This window comes from Rhizobium sp. J15 (assembly GCF_002531825.1).
GTDB lineage: Bacteria > Pseudomonadota > Alphaproteobacteria > Rhizobiales > Rhizobiaceae > Rhizobium.
On sequence record NZ_NWSX01000002.1, the window covers coordinates 287700 to 302263 of the forward strand.

General features: G+C 62.9%; 11 protein-coding genes. 3 read left to right on the forward strand and 8 right to left on the reverse strand.

Going from position 1 to position 14564, the window contains the following annotated elements; translation table 11 throughout:
- Positions 1 to 190: 190 nt before the first annotated feature.
- Complete coding sequence (locus CO670_RS03380) at positions 191 to 1357, reverse strand: pyridoxal phosphate-dependent aminotransferase (RefSeq protein ID WP_097588959.1); 1167 nt, start codon at positions 1355 to 1357, stop codon at positions 191 to 193.
- Between the two features lie 122 nt (positions 1358 to 1479).
- Positions 1480 to 1917: a large conductance mechanosensitive channel protein MscL gene (gene mscL / locus CO670_RS03385; protein WP_088676768.1), complete on the reverse strand. Its 438-nt coding sequence runs from the start codon at positions 1915 to 1917 to the stop codon at positions 1480 to 1482.
- 221 nt (positions 1918 to 2138) lie between these two features.
- Here mscL and CO670_RS03390 point away from each other — a divergent pair, with 221 nt between their 5' ends.
- Positions 2139 to 5642, forward strand: a complete 3504-nt coding sequence (locus tag CO670_RS03390; protein ID WP_097588960.1) for a PAS domain-containing hybrid sensor histidine kinase/response regulator — start codon at positions 2139 to 2141, stop codon at positions 5640 to 5642.
- A gap of 3 nt (positions 5643 to 5645) precedes the next feature.
- Here the strand turns inward: CO670_RS03390 and CO670_RS03395 are convergent, their stop codons facing one another.
- Positions 5646 to 6209 (reverse strand): TetR/AcrR family transcriptional regulator, encoded by a 564-nt coding sequence (locus CO670_RS03395; protein WP_097588961.1) that lies wholly within the window; start codon positions 6207 to 6209, stop codon positions 5646 to 5648.
- Between the two features lie 178 nt (positions 6210 to 6387).
- On the opposite strand from CO670_RS03395, the gene CO670_RS03400 reads away from it, so the two are divergent.
- Positions 6388 to 7590, forward strand: a complete 1203-nt coding sequence (locus CO670_RS03400; protein WP_097588962.1) for an MFS transporter — start codon at positions 6388 to 6390, stop codon at positions 7588 to 7590.
- A gap of 26 nt (positions 7591 to 7616) precedes the next feature.
- Here CO670_RS03400 and CO670_RS03405 read toward each other — a convergent pair whose 3' ends face one another.
- Positions 7617 to 8021: a GFA family protein gene (locus tag CO670_RS03405; RefSeq protein ID WP_097588963.1), complete on the reverse strand. Its 405-nt coding sequence runs from the start codon at positions 8019 to 8021 to the stop codon at positions 7617 to 7619.
- 114 nt (positions 8022 to 8135) lie between these two features.
- On the opposite strand from CO670_RS03405, the gene CO670_RS03410 reads away from it, so the two are divergent.
- Complete coding sequence (locus CO670_RS03410) at positions 8136 to 8579, forward strand: MarR family winged helix-turn-helix transcriptional regulator (RefSeq protein WP_097588964.1); 444 nt, start codon at positions 8136 to 8138, stop codon at positions 8577 to 8579.
- Positions 8580 to 8851: 272 nt separating this feature from the next.
- On the opposite strand, the gene CO670_RS03415 is transcribed toward CO670_RS03410, so the two are convergent.
- From CO670_RS03415 to CO670_RS03430, 4 genes are all read right to left on the reverse strand, one after another.
- On the reverse strand, positions 8852 to 11068 hold the full coding sequence (locus CO670_RS03415; protein WP_097588965.1) for an FAD-dependent oxidoreductase: 2217 nt from the start codon (positions 11066 to 11068) through the stop codon (positions 8852 to 8854).
- A 31-nt stretch (positions 11069 to 11099) separates the two neighbouring features.
- The gene (locus CO670_RS03420) at positions 11100 to 11291 is read right to left on the reverse strand and encodes a hypothetical protein (RefSeq protein ID WP_097588966.1); all 192 of its coding nucleotides are present in this window, start codon (positions 11289 to 11291) and stop codon (positions 11100 to 11102) included.
- A 24-nt stretch (positions 11292 to 11315) separates the two neighbouring features.
- Entirely contained in the window at positions 11316 to 12524 is a 1209-nt protein-coding gene (locus CO670_RS03425) for an acetyl-CoA C-acetyltransferase (RefSeq protein WP_097588967.1), read from the reverse strand.
- 210 nt (positions 12525 to 12734) lie between these two features.
- Positions 12735 to 14531 (reverse strand): acyl-CoA dehydrogenase C-terminal domain-containing protein, encoded by a 1797-nt coding sequence (locus CO670_RS03430; RefSeq protein ID WP_097588968.1) that lies wholly within the window; start codon positions 14529 to 14531, stop codon positions 12735 to 12737.
- Positions 14532 to 14564 lie beyond the last annotated feature (33 nt).

The window sequence follows — 14564 nt, forward strand, 5'->3', positions numbered from 1 at the left end:
CATCCCTGCTTTCGTTTTATAGGCAGGGGCATCAGGCGCCGGTTTTTCTTTCCAATCTTCTTATCGGAGCGCCGTTTGGCAGGCTTTGAACCGGTATGTTTGGAGTCGTGGTTAGGGGCCGATTTCAAGCTTTGCTAGAGTTTTATCGATCCGGCGATTCCGGCACAAAATTGGCCGGACCACCGATATTTCAGAGTTTGGCGATATAGGTGCAGAGGCGCTCTGCCGCGACCGCCACCTGGGCCGGATCACGCAGGAAACAGGCACGCAGGAAGAGTTCGCCGCCGCGGCCGAATGCGGCCCCGGGAGCAAGGCCGACGCCCGTCTTATCGACGATGTCGATTGCGGCCTTGCGGCTATCAGTGACGCCGTCGATCTTCAGGAAGGCATAGAGCGCGCCGTCCGGCTTCAGCGTGTCGACGCGGTTGGTGGCAACAAGCGCATCGCAGAGAATATCGCGGGAACGGGCCGCCTTGGCGATATTGGCGCGCACGAAATCATCGCCTTGATCGAGTGCTACGACGGCGCCCTTCTGCATGAACTGCGCGACACCCGACGTCGAATACTGGATGAGGTTTTCGAGCACCTGTCCCATCTCGGGCGGTGCAACGATCCAGCCCACGCGCCAGCCGGTCATCGACCAGTTCTTCGAGAAGGAATTGACGAAGATGATCTTGTCGTCCGGCTCCATCACGTCGAGGAAGGAGGGCGCGCGGCCGCCGGCAAAGTAATAAAGCGCGTAGATTTCATCCGCCATGATCCAGAGGTCATGTTTGCGGGCAAGCGCCAGAATCTGGCCGAGATCCTCCCGCGTCGCCGTCCAGCCGGTCGGGTTCGACGGCGTGTTGATGAAGATGCCCCTGGTCTTTTGCGTGATCGCGGCTTCGATGCGATTGAGATCAATCGCCCATTTGCCGTTTTGGAACTGCAGCTCGACGCCCGCGGAACGCGCCCCCGCTATTTCGAGGGCAGCGGCGATGTTCGGCCAGGCGGGCGTGAGGTAGACGAATTCGTCACCCGGCGAGGTCAGCGACTGCACCGCGAGCTGGATCGCCTGCATGCCGGAGCCGGTGACATAGAAATGCTCGACCGGCAGCCGGACGGAAAAGTGCCTGTGGTAATAATCCGAGAGCGCCTGGCGGAGTTCCGGAATGCCGCGCTGCCAGGTGTAGAAGGTCTCGCCGGCGGCAAGCGCCTCCGCCGCCGCCCTGCTGATGAAATCGGGTGTCGGCAGATCGCCCTCCCCCACCCAGAGCGGCAACAGGCCTTCGCGGCCGCGGGCATAGTTGACGACTTCGACGATCCCGCTTTCGGGCGCCGCTGTGGCGCGCGGGCTGAGGCTGCTTAAGATCGACATGCATATCTCCGGTTTTTGTCTTCATAAGAGATTTGCGACGGCAAATCCCATGATATCCAGTGATGGCACATCGATTTTCGTGATGAATGAGCCCGGCCGTAACGAACAGGCTCCAGCCCGGATCAAGCCGTCGGGCGCTTGGCAAGAAGATCGCGGATTTCCGTGAGGAGCTGAACGTCTGCGGGCGGCGGGGGCAGCTCTTCCGGCGCAGCCTTTTCCTGGCGCTCGACCTGGGCGCGCAGGATGTTCACAGCCTTGACCATCAGGAAGATGATCCAGGCAAGAATCAGGAAATTGATGAGAACGGTGAAGAAGCTGCCATAGGCAAAGACCGCTCCCTGCGCACGGGCCGCGGCAAGTGTCGGCGCGTTGACGGCCGAGGAGAGCGGCAGGAAGTAATTCGAAAAATCGAAGCCGCCGAAAATGGCGCCAACGATCGGCATGATGAGGTCGTCGACCAGAGATTTGACGATGCCGCCGAAGGCGCCGCCGATGATGACGCCGACTGCAAGATCCATGACATTGCCGCGGGCGATAAAGGCCTTGAATTCGTTGAGCATCGGATCTGTCTCCCTTCGATCCAGTTCAGAGAGTATGCGAAGGATTTCATTAGCTACATCTTCACTGCAATTAATCAATCGACAATCGCAATTAATTGGCGATGCGCCTCGCCGCCTTTGACTTAAGGCCTAGACGGGCAGGAATTTCCAACGCCCCTGAAATGACTTAAGCTGATCGATGTTGCGGGAGGTCCCGGCGGCCTCCCGCCGGCGGAGGGTCAATGCTTCCAGGCTGGGTCATATTCGCGTCTGCCTTCGGCTATCTGCTCCTGCTTTTCGCCGTGGCGAGCTATGGCGACCGCAAGAACCGCGGCCCCGGCGCACTGGAAGGCGGATGGCCGGTGGTCTATGCGCTGAGCCTGGCGATCTACTGCACCTCCTGGACCTATTTCGGCAGCGTCGGCCTTGCCGCGCAGCGCGGCCTGGAATTTGCCGGCATCTATATCGGCCCCATCCTCGTCTTTACCTTCGGCATGCCGCTGCTTCGCCGCATCATCGAGCTCGCCAAGGCAGAAAAACTCACCTCGGTCGCGGATTTCGTCGCCGCGCGCTATGGCAAGAACCCGACGGTCGCGACGATCGTCGCGCTGATTTCGCTGATCGGAACCATTCCCTATATCGCGCTGCAGCTGAAGGCGATCTCGAGCACCGTCAGCGCCATGGTCAACCCGTCCGATTACGGCATCGGCAGCGGCAATCTCTATTTCCTCGACCTGCCGCTCGTCGCGACACTGGTGCTCGCCTGTTTCGCGATCATGTTCGGCACACGGCATACGGATGCGACGGAGCACCAGGACGGCCTCATCCTCGCCGTCTCGATGGAATCCGTGGTCAAGCTTGTCGCCTTCCTGACGGCCGGCGTCTGCGTCATCTGGTTTCTGTTCGACGGCCCTGCCGATCTCTGGCGCAAGACCGTTGAAAACGACCTGGTCATGTCGGCGCTCGCTTACCATACGCCGATCAGCCGCTGGATCACGCTGATCATCCTGTCGGCCTTCGCGATCATCATGCTGCCGCGGCAATTCCACGTCACCGTCGTCGAAAACCGCACGCCGAAACAGCTGAAACTCGCGGGTTTCCTCTTCCCCACTTATCTGATCGCCATCAATCTCTTCGTGCTGCCGGTGGCGATCGGCGGGCTCCTGACCTTCGGTGGCGCGGGCAACGCCGATTTCTACATGCTATCGCTGCCATTGGCCGGCCAGATGCCTTTGGTAACGCTGATCACCTTCATCGGCGGCTTCTCCGCCGCGACCGCCATGGTCATCGTCGATTCCGTCGCGCTGTCGATCATGGTGTCGAACGACATCATCATGCCGATCTTCCTGAGGCGTAAACTCGCCGGGCGCGCCAGCCAGCGCGACGATTTCGCCAAGACCCTGCTCAACATCCGCCGCAGCGCCATCTTCGCCGTGCTGCTGTTCGGCTATGCCTACTACCGCTCGACCGACAGCACCGCCGGGCTGGCCTCGATCGGCCTGCTCTCCTTTGCCGCGATCGCGCAGATCGCGCCGGCGCTGTTCGGCGGCCTGATCTGGCGGCGGGCGAATGCGCGCGGCGCCATCCTCGGGCTGACCTCCGGCTTCGTGATCTGGATCTACCTGCTGTTCCTGCCCTCGCTCGGCGGGCCCGACTATTCGCATGTGGCAAGCGCCGTGCTCGGCTTCATCTTCCCCGGCTCGACGCTTTTTACCGCCGCCGACGCAGACCCGCTCGTCAATGCGACCGTCATGAGCCTGCTCGTCAATACCGCCTTCTTCATCATTGGCTCGCTCACCCGCAACGCCAGGCCGCTGGAGCGCATTCAGGCCGGCATCTTCGTCAAACGGCACTCACGCTCGCAATTCGCCACACGCGGCTGGAAGACCCGCATCAGCGTCGGCGATCTGAAAGCCGCGATCTCGCGCTATCTCGGCGAGGAGCGCATGCAGCGCTCGTTCGCCACCTACGAACAAAACTCCGGCCGCAAGCTGGAGGACGAACAGCCGGCGGATATGGCGCTCATTCATTTCAGCGAGCAGCTGCTCGGCAGCGCTATCGGTTCGTCCTCAGCCCGGCTGGTGCTGTCGTTGATCCTGCAGAAGACCGAGGACGCCTCTTCCGACACTGCCTGGCTGCTCGACCAGGCGAGCGAGGCACTGCAATATAACCAGGACATGCTGCAGACCGCCCTTTCGCAGATGGACCAGGGCATCGCCGTCTTCGACAGTTCCAACCGGCTGACGATCTGGAACCGCCGCTTCCGGCAATTGCTTGATCTGCCGGAAAATGCCGGCCAGGTCGGCTTTCCGCTCTCCGATATCGTCAAGATGCTCAGCGAGCGCGGCGACATTGCGCCCGGCGATCTCAGCCAGACGGTGCGGCATTTCCTGACGCTCGACAAACCCTTCTCGCTGGTGCTCGGCGGCGGCGAGCGGATCATCGAAGTGCGTTCCAACGCCATGCCTGACAAGGGCATCGTCGCGACCTTTACCGACATCACCCAGCGCGTGAACGCCGATCAGGCGCTGAAACAGGCGAACGAGACGCTGGAGCAGCGGGTCGCCGAACGTACCGCCGAGCTTACCCGCGTCAACCGCGAACTCGCCGAAGCGCGGGCCGCCGCCGACGAGGCGAACATCGGCAAGACACGTTTCTTCGCCGCCGCCGGCCACGACATCCTGCAGCCGCTCAATGCCGCCAGGCTCTATTCCTCGGCACTCGTCGAGCGCATGGCGCAATCCGACAACAGCCCGATCGTGCGCAACATCGATTCCGCGCTGGAATCGGTCGAGACCATCCTCGGCGCGGTGCTCGATATTTCGAGGCTCGATACCGGCGCGATGCGGCCGCGGCTTGCCTCCGTCGCTCTTTCCGATCTGCTGGAGCGCATCGAGACCGATTTTGCGCCGATCGCCCGCGAGAAGCGGCTAAAGCTGGTGGTCATGCCGACATCGCTGCGCGTCCGCTCCGACCCGAACCTGCTGCGCCGGCTGGTGCAGAACCTCGTTTCCAACGCCATCAAATATACGGTCACCGGCAAGGTGCTGGTCGGGGCGCGGCGGCGCGGCAGCCAGGTGATCATCCAGGTGATCGATTCCGGCATCGGCATTCCGCCGTCGAAGTTCCGCACGGTGTTCAAGGAATTCGCGCGCCTCGACGAAGGCGCCAAGACCGCCTCCGGCCTCGGGCTCGGCCTTTCGATCGTCGACCGCATCGCCCGCGTGCTCAACCATCCGGTCGAGCTGCAGTCGACGCATGGCAAGGGCACGCAGTTCCGCATCTCCATGCCGCTCGACGTCTCGCGCCCGGCCGAAGCTGCAGCGGCGATCGCGCCTGCCGACCGGCCGGGCCAGCCGCTCAAGGGGCTGAAGATCCTCTGCATCGACAACGAGCCGAAGATCCTCGAGGGCATGCGGCTTCTGATCAGCGGCTGGGGCTGCGAAGTGGAGGCGCTGAACTCGCTGGCCGAAGCGATGGCGTTCGATCTGCGCGGACCACCGCCCGATCTCGTCATTGCCGATTATCATCTGGGCGACGGCACGGGCATGGCCGCGATCCTGCATCTGCGCCAGCAATTCGGCGCCGATATTCCCGCTCTGCTGGTCACGGCCGACCGCACGCTGGAGGTGCGCGGCGAGGCGGAGCGGCACGGCATCGCCGTTCAACACAAGCCGGTGCGGCCGGCGGCGCTGCGCGCCTACATCACCCAGATTTCCGGCCTCAAACGCGCGGCTGCGGAATAGAGGTCAAGCTCGGCCGCCCGCGCTCATGACGCGCGTGACGAGATCGCGCACACGCGCCGAATCCGGCACGTCGCCGAACAGGATGCGATACATGATCGGCGCCACGAGCTGATCCATGACGAGATCGACTTCGGGAAAGATTTCGCCGCGAACCTTTGCCCTATCGGCGATGACGACGATCTGCTGGCGGGTATATTCGCAGCATTTACAGGCATTTTCGCCCGTCTGCGCCGCCAGCACGTCGCGGATCATTTCGCGGCCCGGCCCCGAGGACATTTCCTCGGCATATTGCTCCGCCCAGGCTTCGAGGTCCGCCTTGCCGCTGCCTGCATCGATCGGCTGCATATCCGGCCGCAAACGCTCGACGGCGACGTCGGCCAAAAGCTCCTGCAAGTCCCCCCAGCGGCGGTAGATGGTCGACGGCGTCACGCCCGCCTTGCCGGCGATCAGAGGGATCGTCACATCGGTGCGGCTCATCTCGGCCAACAGCTCGCGGACCGCCTTGTGCACCGACGCTTGAACCCGGGCGCTTCGTCCCCCCGGACGGAGATTTTCTTTCACTGCCATGCCTGCAACCCGCTTCGCCCCCTAGCTCCATGTGCTCCGCAAACTGCTTTACCGGTGATATGCCTCAGCGCCAATGGTTCAAAATCTTTGACAGAGCCATTAACGCAAAGAATTTGCCTTTGCGACGCACCCACTCTACATAGGCTAACGCAACGACTTAGCTTTAAGAGGCTTATATATGTTCGCCGCAGCCAAATCCACAGAGAATTCGCCGCGTCCCTCGATCGGCTTTCACGCGTTGGCGCTCGCGACTTTCTTCGGCGCCTCGGCGGCGCCGACGCCGCTCTACCGGATCTATCAGGAGAACTTTGCCGTCTCGCCGGTGCTGATCACCGTCATCTTCGCGGTCTATGCTTTCGCGCTTTTGGCGGCACTGCTGATCGCCGGTTCGCTCTCGGACCATCTCGGCCGCAAGCCGGTGATCTTCTTTGCCCTGGTGCTCGAAATCATCGCCATGGGGCTCTTCGTCGTCGCGAGCGGCCCCGGCTGGCTGATTGCGGCGCGGATCGTGCAGGGCGTTGCAACCGGGATTGCCGGAGCTTCGCTCGGAGCAGCGCTCGTCGATGTCGACAGGGCGAAAGGGCAAATCGTCAATTCGATCGAGCCGCTTTCCGGCATGGCGGTGGGGGCGGTCGGCACCAGCGCCTTGATTCAATATGGTCCCTTTCCGATGCATCTCGTCTATGCGCTGCTGCTCCTGGCCTTCACGCTGCAGGCGGCCGCCATCTGGCTGACGCGCGAGACGGGCGGCAGACGGCCGGGCGCGCTCGGCTCGCTGGTGCCGCGGGTTTCCGTCCCGCCGCAGGCGAAACGGCCGCTCTCGGTGGTAACGCCGATCAATATCGCCAACTGGACGCTCGCCGGCTTCTATCTTTCGCTGGTCCCCTCATTGGTCGCCGGCACCACCGGCAGCACCGCGCCCTTGACGGGCGGAGCAGTCGTCACCGCGCTGATGGTGAGCGGCGCGGTCACCGTCTATGCCAGGCGCGGCAAGTCCGCCTCGGCCAATCTCGGTTTCGGCGTCTCGGCCAAGACGCTCGGCATCCTGACGGTCGTTGCCGGCGTGCATCTTGCCAATGTGCCGCTGCTTCTCATCGGCACCGTCTTCACCGGCGCCGGCTTCGGCACCAATTTCCTGGGCTCGATCGGCACAATCATGCCGCACGCCAAGGCGGAGGAGCGGGCGGGGCTGCTTTCCGCCTTCTACGTCCAGAGCTACCTCGCCTTCAGCCTTCCGGCGATCCTTGCCGGCTTCCTGGCGAAATCAGCCGGCTACCAGGTGACGACCGATATTTATGCGACGGCAATCCTGCTTCTGATGGGCGCAGGGCTCATCGCCGTGCGCGCCGGCCGGCGGCGGATGGAGGAAAATGCGGCCTGACGGGCCGCATGCCTTCGGTCCATCGTTCAGAGATAACTGGTCACAGCAGGCTCGTTCCACCAGGCATCATGCCTGCCGTCGGCATAGCGGACCGGCAGCGCCGCCAGTTCCTCGGGCGTGATATCGTCGAGGCAGGCGATGTTGATCGAGATATAGGCGCCGCCGATCGCTTCGACATAACCGTCGCCGAAGGCCGGTACGCCGCAGGTGCGGCAGAAGCGATGATGACCGCTCCTGGTGTTAAACTGGTAGTCGGCCATAACGGCCTCGTCGCACATCAGCCTGAAATCCTCGGGCTTGACGTTGGCGCCCCAATAGCGCCGCTTGGAGCAGATCGAGCAATTGCAGCGGCCGGTGCCTGCCTGAAGGTCGATATCCACTTCGTAGCGAACATTGCCGCAATGGCAGCTTCCCCTGTAGGTCTTCTTCACGTGCGCTCCTCCTTCGGCGTTGCATCAAGGCATTCGTTATGACAATATGTTGTCATTATGGATGAGATACAAAATAGACAACATGTTGTCAAACAAAATCGACCGGAGCGGACGATGGAGGGTGACGCCTTTTCCGCTTTCGCAATCACGGCGCTACGCCTCGCCGGCCATCTGACCGCGGCCGGCGACCGGCTGGCAAAGCCTGCGGGACAGACGAGCGCGCGCTGGCAGGTGCTGGCGGCGGCACGGCGCGGCGACATGTCGGTGGCGGAGATCGCCCGGGCTCTCGGCCTCGCCCGCCAGGGCGTGCAGCGGCTTGCCGATGTGCTGGAGCGCGAAGGCCTGATCGCCTATGCCGGCAACCCGCAGCACCAGCGCGCCAAGCTGGTGGGGCTGACGGCGGATGGGGCGGAGCGGCTGGGTGTGATCGAGGTGGCCCAGGCCGGATGGGCCGATGGACTTGGGGCAGCGTTTACTGCGGCTGAACTCGACGGCGCGCAGGCGGTGATGGCGCGGGTGATGGAGATGCTGGAGGCGGCGGAGAGTTCGCGGGAGTGAGCAAGAGCTTGCTGACAATGTGATCAGGCGATGGAGCGATCTCTTTGAGGGTGTGCCATGTGACCCCTACCTCTGCCCTGCCCTGCCGGGCATCTCCCCCAGGTGGGGAGATCAGCAAGTGGCTAGACCTTCCCGCCTCTCTACCGCTTCGCCGGACTGTAACGTCAGTTGTTTGGGGAAGCCGGTAAGCCCAGCCAATCTCCCCCCTTGTGGGGGAGATGCCGGCAGCGCAGAGGGGGGTGCTCCCAAGCACCATGCGAAGATAGCTCCGCCTAAGCCGCCTCCCCCACCTTCGCATAGGGATCGAACCGCCCGTAAAACGTCTCGCCCTTGGCGGCCATGTCTTGCAGCAGCGGTGTCGGCCGGAAATGGCTTCCGTAAGTCTTGGCCAACTTTTCAGCCAGTTCCACGAAGGCCTTCGCGCCCATTCCGTCGATATAGCTGAGCGCTCCGCCGGTATAAGGCGCAAAACCGAAACCCAGGATCGAGCCGACATCGGCTTCGCGCGGATCGGTGACAATGCCTTCTTCCACGGTGCGGGCGGCTTCGAGCGCGATCGTGACGAGGAAGCGCTGCTTGAGCACGTTAACATCGACCTCGTCGGCCTTCTTCTGCGGATAGAAGTTCTTCAGGTCGGGCCAGAGGGACTTCTTGGCCGGTTTCGGCGGGTAGTCGTAGAAGCCCTTGGAATTCTTGCGGCCGAAGCGGCCTTCCTTTTCCACCATGCGGGAGATCAACTTCATATGCCTGGGGTCGATCGCCTTCTCACCGAGATCGGCGACGGTGGCCTTGAGGATCTTCAGCGAGAGGTCGATGGCGACCTCGTCATTTAGCGCCAATGGACCGACCGGCATGCCGGCCATCTTGGCGGCGTTCTCGATCATCGCAGGCGGCACGCCTTCGATCAGCATGTCGTAGCTTTCCGACATGTAGCGCAGCACGCAGCGATTGACGAAGAAGCCGCGGGTGTCGTTGACGACGATCGGCGTCTTCTTGATCGCCGCGACGTAATCGAGAGCGACTGCCAGCGCCTTGTCGCCGGTTTCCTTGCCGAGAATGACCTCGGTCAGCATCATCTTCTCGACGGGCGAGAAGAAGTGGATACCGATGAAATCGGCCGGGCGCTTCGAATTCTTTGCCAGACCCGTGATCGGCAGGGTCGAGGTATTGGAGGCGAAGATCGCGCCTTCGGGCAGGACGGCTTCAACAGCCTCGACAACCGCTTTCTTCACCTCACGGTCCTCGAACACCGCCTCGATGACGAGATCGGCATTGGCGAGATCGGCATAGTCGGCGGAAGGCGTGATCCGGGAGAGCAGCGCCGTCCCCTCATCCTGCGTAAGACGCCCCTTACCGATAGAATCCTTGACGAGGCCTTCGGAAACAGCCTTGCCCTTGGCGGCGGCCTCCATGTCGCGGTCGATGAGCGTCACGGAAATGCCGGCCGCGGCCGTGACATAGGCGATCGAAGCGCCCATGAAGCCGGCGCCGACGACGCCGACATGTTTCAGCTCGGTCTTGGGAATGCCGGCGGGGCGGCGGGCGCCCTTGCCGAGTTCCTGCATGGAGATGAACAGCGAACGGATCATCGAGAAGGCTTCGCGGGTCTGCAGCACTTCGGTGAAATAACGCTGCTCGATCTTCAGGCCGGTGTCGAAGGGCACCTGCAGGCCTTCATAGACGCATTTCAGGATGGCAAGCGCGGCCGGGTAGTTGCCTGAAGTTTCGCGGCGCAGGATCGCGGGTGCGGCCGGCCAGAGCTGGGCGGAGGCCGGCGTCCAGATGCCGCCGCCCGGCAGCTTGAAGCCCTTCTCGTCCCAGGGAGCGACCGGCTTCAGCCCATCCTTGATCATCTGCTTGGCGGCAGGGATCAGCTGATCCGGCTCGACCACCTGATGCACGAGATTCATCGCCTTGGCGCGGGAAGCGGTGAGCGACTGGCCCGTCGTCATCATCTGCAAAGCGTCCTGGGCGTTGGCGAGCCTCGGCACGCGCTGGGTGCCGCCGGCGCCGGGGAAGATGCCGACCTTGACCTCCGGCAGCGCGATCTTGACGCTCTTGGCATTGGAGGCGACGCGGCCGTGGCAGGCGAGCGACAGTTCGAAAGCGCCGCCCATGCAGGTGCCGTTGATGGCGGATACCCAGGGCTTGCCCGACGTTTCGAGCTTGCGGAACAGGCCGGACATGCGGCCGACGAGACCGAAAAGCGTCTGAACGGCCGTTTCCGGGCTCTTTGCCTTCTCCTCCTGGTAGGAACCGAACATCGACTTGATCATCGAAAGATCGGCGCCGCCGGAGAAGGAGGATTTGCCCGAGGTGAAGACGACACCTTTGACGGCGGCGTCAGCCGTGGTGGCGTCGATGATGGCGTTCAGTTCTTCCATTACCTCGGCGGTGAAGACATTCATCGATTTGCCGGGCATGTCCCAGGTAACGAGAGCGATGCCGTCGGCGTCGGTTTCGAGCGTGAAATTCGTATAATTGCTCATCGGGATTTCCTCTTCCCTCAATTCCCAAGTTTCAAAAGACGCCGAGCGCGAGGCAACTCACGCCGATGACTAGAGCGAGAAACAACAGCAAGAAGCGATTTTCGCTCCTGAGACGCCGCGCATGCTCCTTCGGAGAGACGCGGAATGCCTCAGCCGAGGCCTGCTCCATGTCCTTGTCCAGATTGCGAAGCTCGAAGTGGCGTTGTGTCTCGTTCTGGCCCATAGTTTGGCTCCGCTTGTCAGCGTCTCAAACGCGTTCGATAACCGTTGCCGTGCCCATGCCGGCGCCGATGCAGAGCGTCACCAGCGCGGTGTTCAAGTCGCGGCGTTCGAGCTCGTCCAGAACCGTGCCGAGGATCATGGCGCCGGTGGCGCCGAGCGGGTGGCCCATGGCGATGGCGCCGCCATTGACGTTGATCCTGGCGTGGTCGATGTCGAAGGCCTGCATGTAGCGCAGCACTACGGCGGCGAAGGCCTCGTTCAGCTCGAAGAGATCGATATCGGCAAGGCTCATGCCTGTCCGCTTCAACAGCTTTTCGGTGACGTCAACAGGCCCGGTCAGCATCAGGGCCGGATCGGATCCGATATTGGCGAAGGCCTTGATGCGGGCGCGGGGCTTCAGCCCCATGCTCTCGCCACCCGCCTTCGAGCCGAGCAGCACGACGCCCGCGCCATCGACGATGCCGGAAGAATTGCCGGCATGATGGACATAGTTGATGCGCTCGATCTCAGGATGCGCCTGGATGCCGACGGCCTCGAAGCCGCCCATCTCGCCGGGCATCTGGAAGGAAGGGTTGAGGGAAGCGAGCGCCTGCATATCGGTGCCGGGGCGCATATGCTCGTCCTTATCGAGGATCGTTAGGCCGTTCTGGTCCTTGACCGGCACGACCGACTTGTCGAACCAGCCCTGCGCCCAGGCATGGGCAGCGCGCTTCTGGCTCTCGACGGCGTAGGCGTCGACATCGGTCCTGGTGAAGCCGTATTTGGTGGCGATGAGGTCGGCCGAGACGCCCTGCGGCATGAAAAAAGCCGGGAAATTCACCGAAGGATCCATGAACCAGGCGCCGCCGGACATGCCGAGGCCGACGCGGGACATGCTCTCGACGCCGCCCGCGATGACGATGTCGTCGGCGCCCTGGGCGATCTTGCCGGCGCCGAAATTGACGGCATCGAGGCCGGAGGCGCAGAAGCGGGAGATCTGCATGCCCGGCGCCTTCGTCGAATATCCGGCTTCGAAGGCAGCGGCCTTGGGGATGACGGCGCCGGCATCCATCACAGGATCGACGCAGCCCATGATGATGTCGTCGACGGTCGTGGTGTCGAGCCCGTTGCGGTCGCGGATCGCTTCCAGCGTTTTTGCCGCAAGGCGAACGGAGGGCACCTCATGGAGCGCGCCGTCCTTCTTGCCGCGGCCGCGCGGCGTGCGGACGTGATCGTAAATGAAAACCTCGGTCATTGTCTCGTCTCCCTGGCGGCGCGGCGGCGCCGGTGAATTTCGTGTTTTCCCTTCTCCCCAGCGGGGAGAAGGTGGCCTCGAAGAGGTCGGATGAGGGGGCGCTCGCGGCAAACTCGACCTCGCTTGCGCGCGGTCGTTCGCTCCTTCGTCGCTCACCCCCTCATCTGTCCTTCGGACATCTTCTCCCCGCTGGGGAGAAGGGGGGCACAATCAAAACGCTTCCGCGGCCAGTTCCATCATCGTATCGGCGCCGGCTTCGATGCGGGCCTTGCGCAGCGCCGTTTCCGGCATGATGCGCTCCATGAAGAAGCGGGCTGTCACCAGCTTGTTCTTCAGGAAATCCTCGCGGCTCGCATCGCCTGAGGCAAGGCCGTCCTCGGCGGCTTTCGCCATCTTCGCCCACATATAGCCGAGAACGACGAGACCGAAGAGGTGCATGTAGTCAGTCGAGCCGGCGCCGGCATTGTCGGGCTTGGCCATCGCGTTCTGCATGAACCACATGGTCGCGCCCTGGACGTCGTTCAAGCCCTTCTTCAGATGCTTGGTGAAGAAGGAGAGCTTTTCGTCGCTGCGGTTCTCCTCGCAGAAATCGCCGATCTCCTTGAAGAGGGCCATGGCGGCGCGGCCGCCGTTGAGCGCGAGCTTGCGGCCGACGAGATCGAGCGCCTGAATGCCGTTGGCGCCTTCATAGATCATGGCAATGCGGGCATCGCGCACATACTGGCTCATGCCATGTTCTTCGATGTAGCCGTGGCCGCCGAAGACCTGCTGGGCCATGACGGCATGGTCGAAGCCCTTGTCGGTCATCACGCCCTTGAGGATCGGGGTGACGAGGCCGAGAATGTCATCGGCCGTCAGGCGCTCCTTCTCGTCGGTGGCGCGGTGGGCGATATCCGATTTCAGCGCGGTCCAGAGCAGGAAGGCGCGGCCGGCCTCGTTGAAGGCGCGGATCGTCATCAGCGTGCGGCGGATATCGGGATGGACGATGATCGGATCGGCCTTCTTATCCGGCGCCTTGACACCGGAGAGCGAGCGGCCCTGGATGCGGTCGCGGGCATAGGCGGCAGCGTTCTGATAGGCGATCTCGGAAATGGCGATGCCCTGCAGGCCGACCATCAGGCGGGCCTCGTTCATCATCACGAACATGGCGTTGAGGCCGCGGTTTTCGGCGCCGATCAGGAAGCCGGTCGCCTCGTCGTAGTTCATGACGCAGGTGGCGTTGCCGTGGATGCCCATCTTGTGCTCGATCGCGCCGCAGGTGACGGCGTTGCGGGCGCCGGGCGCGCCGTCCTTGCCGACGAGAAATTTCGGGACGATGAAGAGCGAGATGCCCTTGGTGCCTTCGGGCGCACCTTCGATGCGGGCCAGCACCAGGTGGACGATGTTGTCGGTCAGGTCGTGTTCGCCGGCGGAAATGAAGATCTTCTGGCCTGATATTTTGTAGCTGCCGTCGGCCTGCGGCACCGCCTTGGTGCGCAGCATGCCGAGATCGGTGCCGCAATGCGGCTCGGTCAGGTTCATGGTGCCGGACCAGGAGCCGTCCACCATCTTCGGCAGGTAAGTGTCCTTCTGCTCCTGCGTGCCGTGGACGAGGATCGCGGCGATCGCGCCCTGCGTCAGGCCCGGATACATCATCAGCGACATATTGGCGGCGGAGGTATATTCGCCAACGGCGGCATGCAGCGTGTAGGGAAGCCCCTGCCCGCCGAATTCCTCGGGCACCGCAAGGCCGATCCAGCCGCCTTCGCGATAGGACTTGTAAGCCTCCTTGAAGCCCTTCGGCGTCGAGACGCTCGCATCGTCATGGCGCGCGCAGCCTTCCTGATCGCCGGAATAGTTCACCGGAAAGAGAACCTCTTCGGCAACCTTCGCCGCCTCCCCGAGGATCGCCTCGATCATGTCGGGCGTCGCATCGGCAAAACCCGGCAGATTGTTGTAGCGTTCGAGGCCCAGCACGTCGTTCAGGACGAAGAGCGTATCGTTCACCGGGGCCTTGTAGACTGGCATCTTGCGAATTCCTCCATTCGACTGACCGGGTCG

Coding starts and splice junctions, on each gene's coding strand:
- CO670_RS03380 (WP_097588959.1), bottom strand. CDS start 1,357: ATGTCGATCTTAAGCAGCCTCAGCCCGCGCGCCACAGCGGCGCCCGAA.
- mscL (WP_088676768.1), bottom strand. CDS start 1,917: ATGCTCAACGAATTCAAGGCCTTTATCGCCCGCGGCAATGTCATGGAT.
- CO670_RS03390 (WP_097588960.1), top strand. CDS start 2,139: ATGCTTCCAGGCTGGGTCATATTCGCGTCTGCCTTCGGCTATCTGCTC.
- CO670_RS03395 (WP_097588961.1), bottom strand. CDS start 6,209: ATGGCAGTGAAAGAAAATCTCCGTCCGGGGGGACGAAGCGCCCGGGTT.
- CO670_RS03400 (WP_097588962.1), top strand. CDS start 6,388: ATGTTCGCCGCAGCCAAATCCACAGAGAATTCGCCGCGTCCCTCGATC.
- CO670_RS03410 (WP_097588964.1), top strand. CDS start 8,136: ATGGAGGGTGACGCCTTTTCCGCTTTCGCAATCACGGCGCTACGCCTC.
- CO670_RS03415 (WP_097588965.1), bottom strand. CDS start 11,068: ATGAGCAATTATACGAATTTCACGCTCGAAACCGACGCCGACGGCATC.
- CO670_RS03420 (WP_097588966.1), bottom strand. CDS start 11,291: ATGGGCCAGAACGAGACACAACGCCACTTCGAGCTTCGCAATCTGGAC.
- CO670_RS03425 (WP_097588967.1), bottom strand. CDS start 12,524: ATGACCGAGGTTTTCATTTACGATCACGTCCGCACGCCGCGCGGCCGC.
- CO670_RS03430 (WP_097588968.1), bottom strand. CDS start 14,531: ATGCCAGTCTACAAGGCCCCGGTGAACGATACGCTCTTCGTCCTGAAC.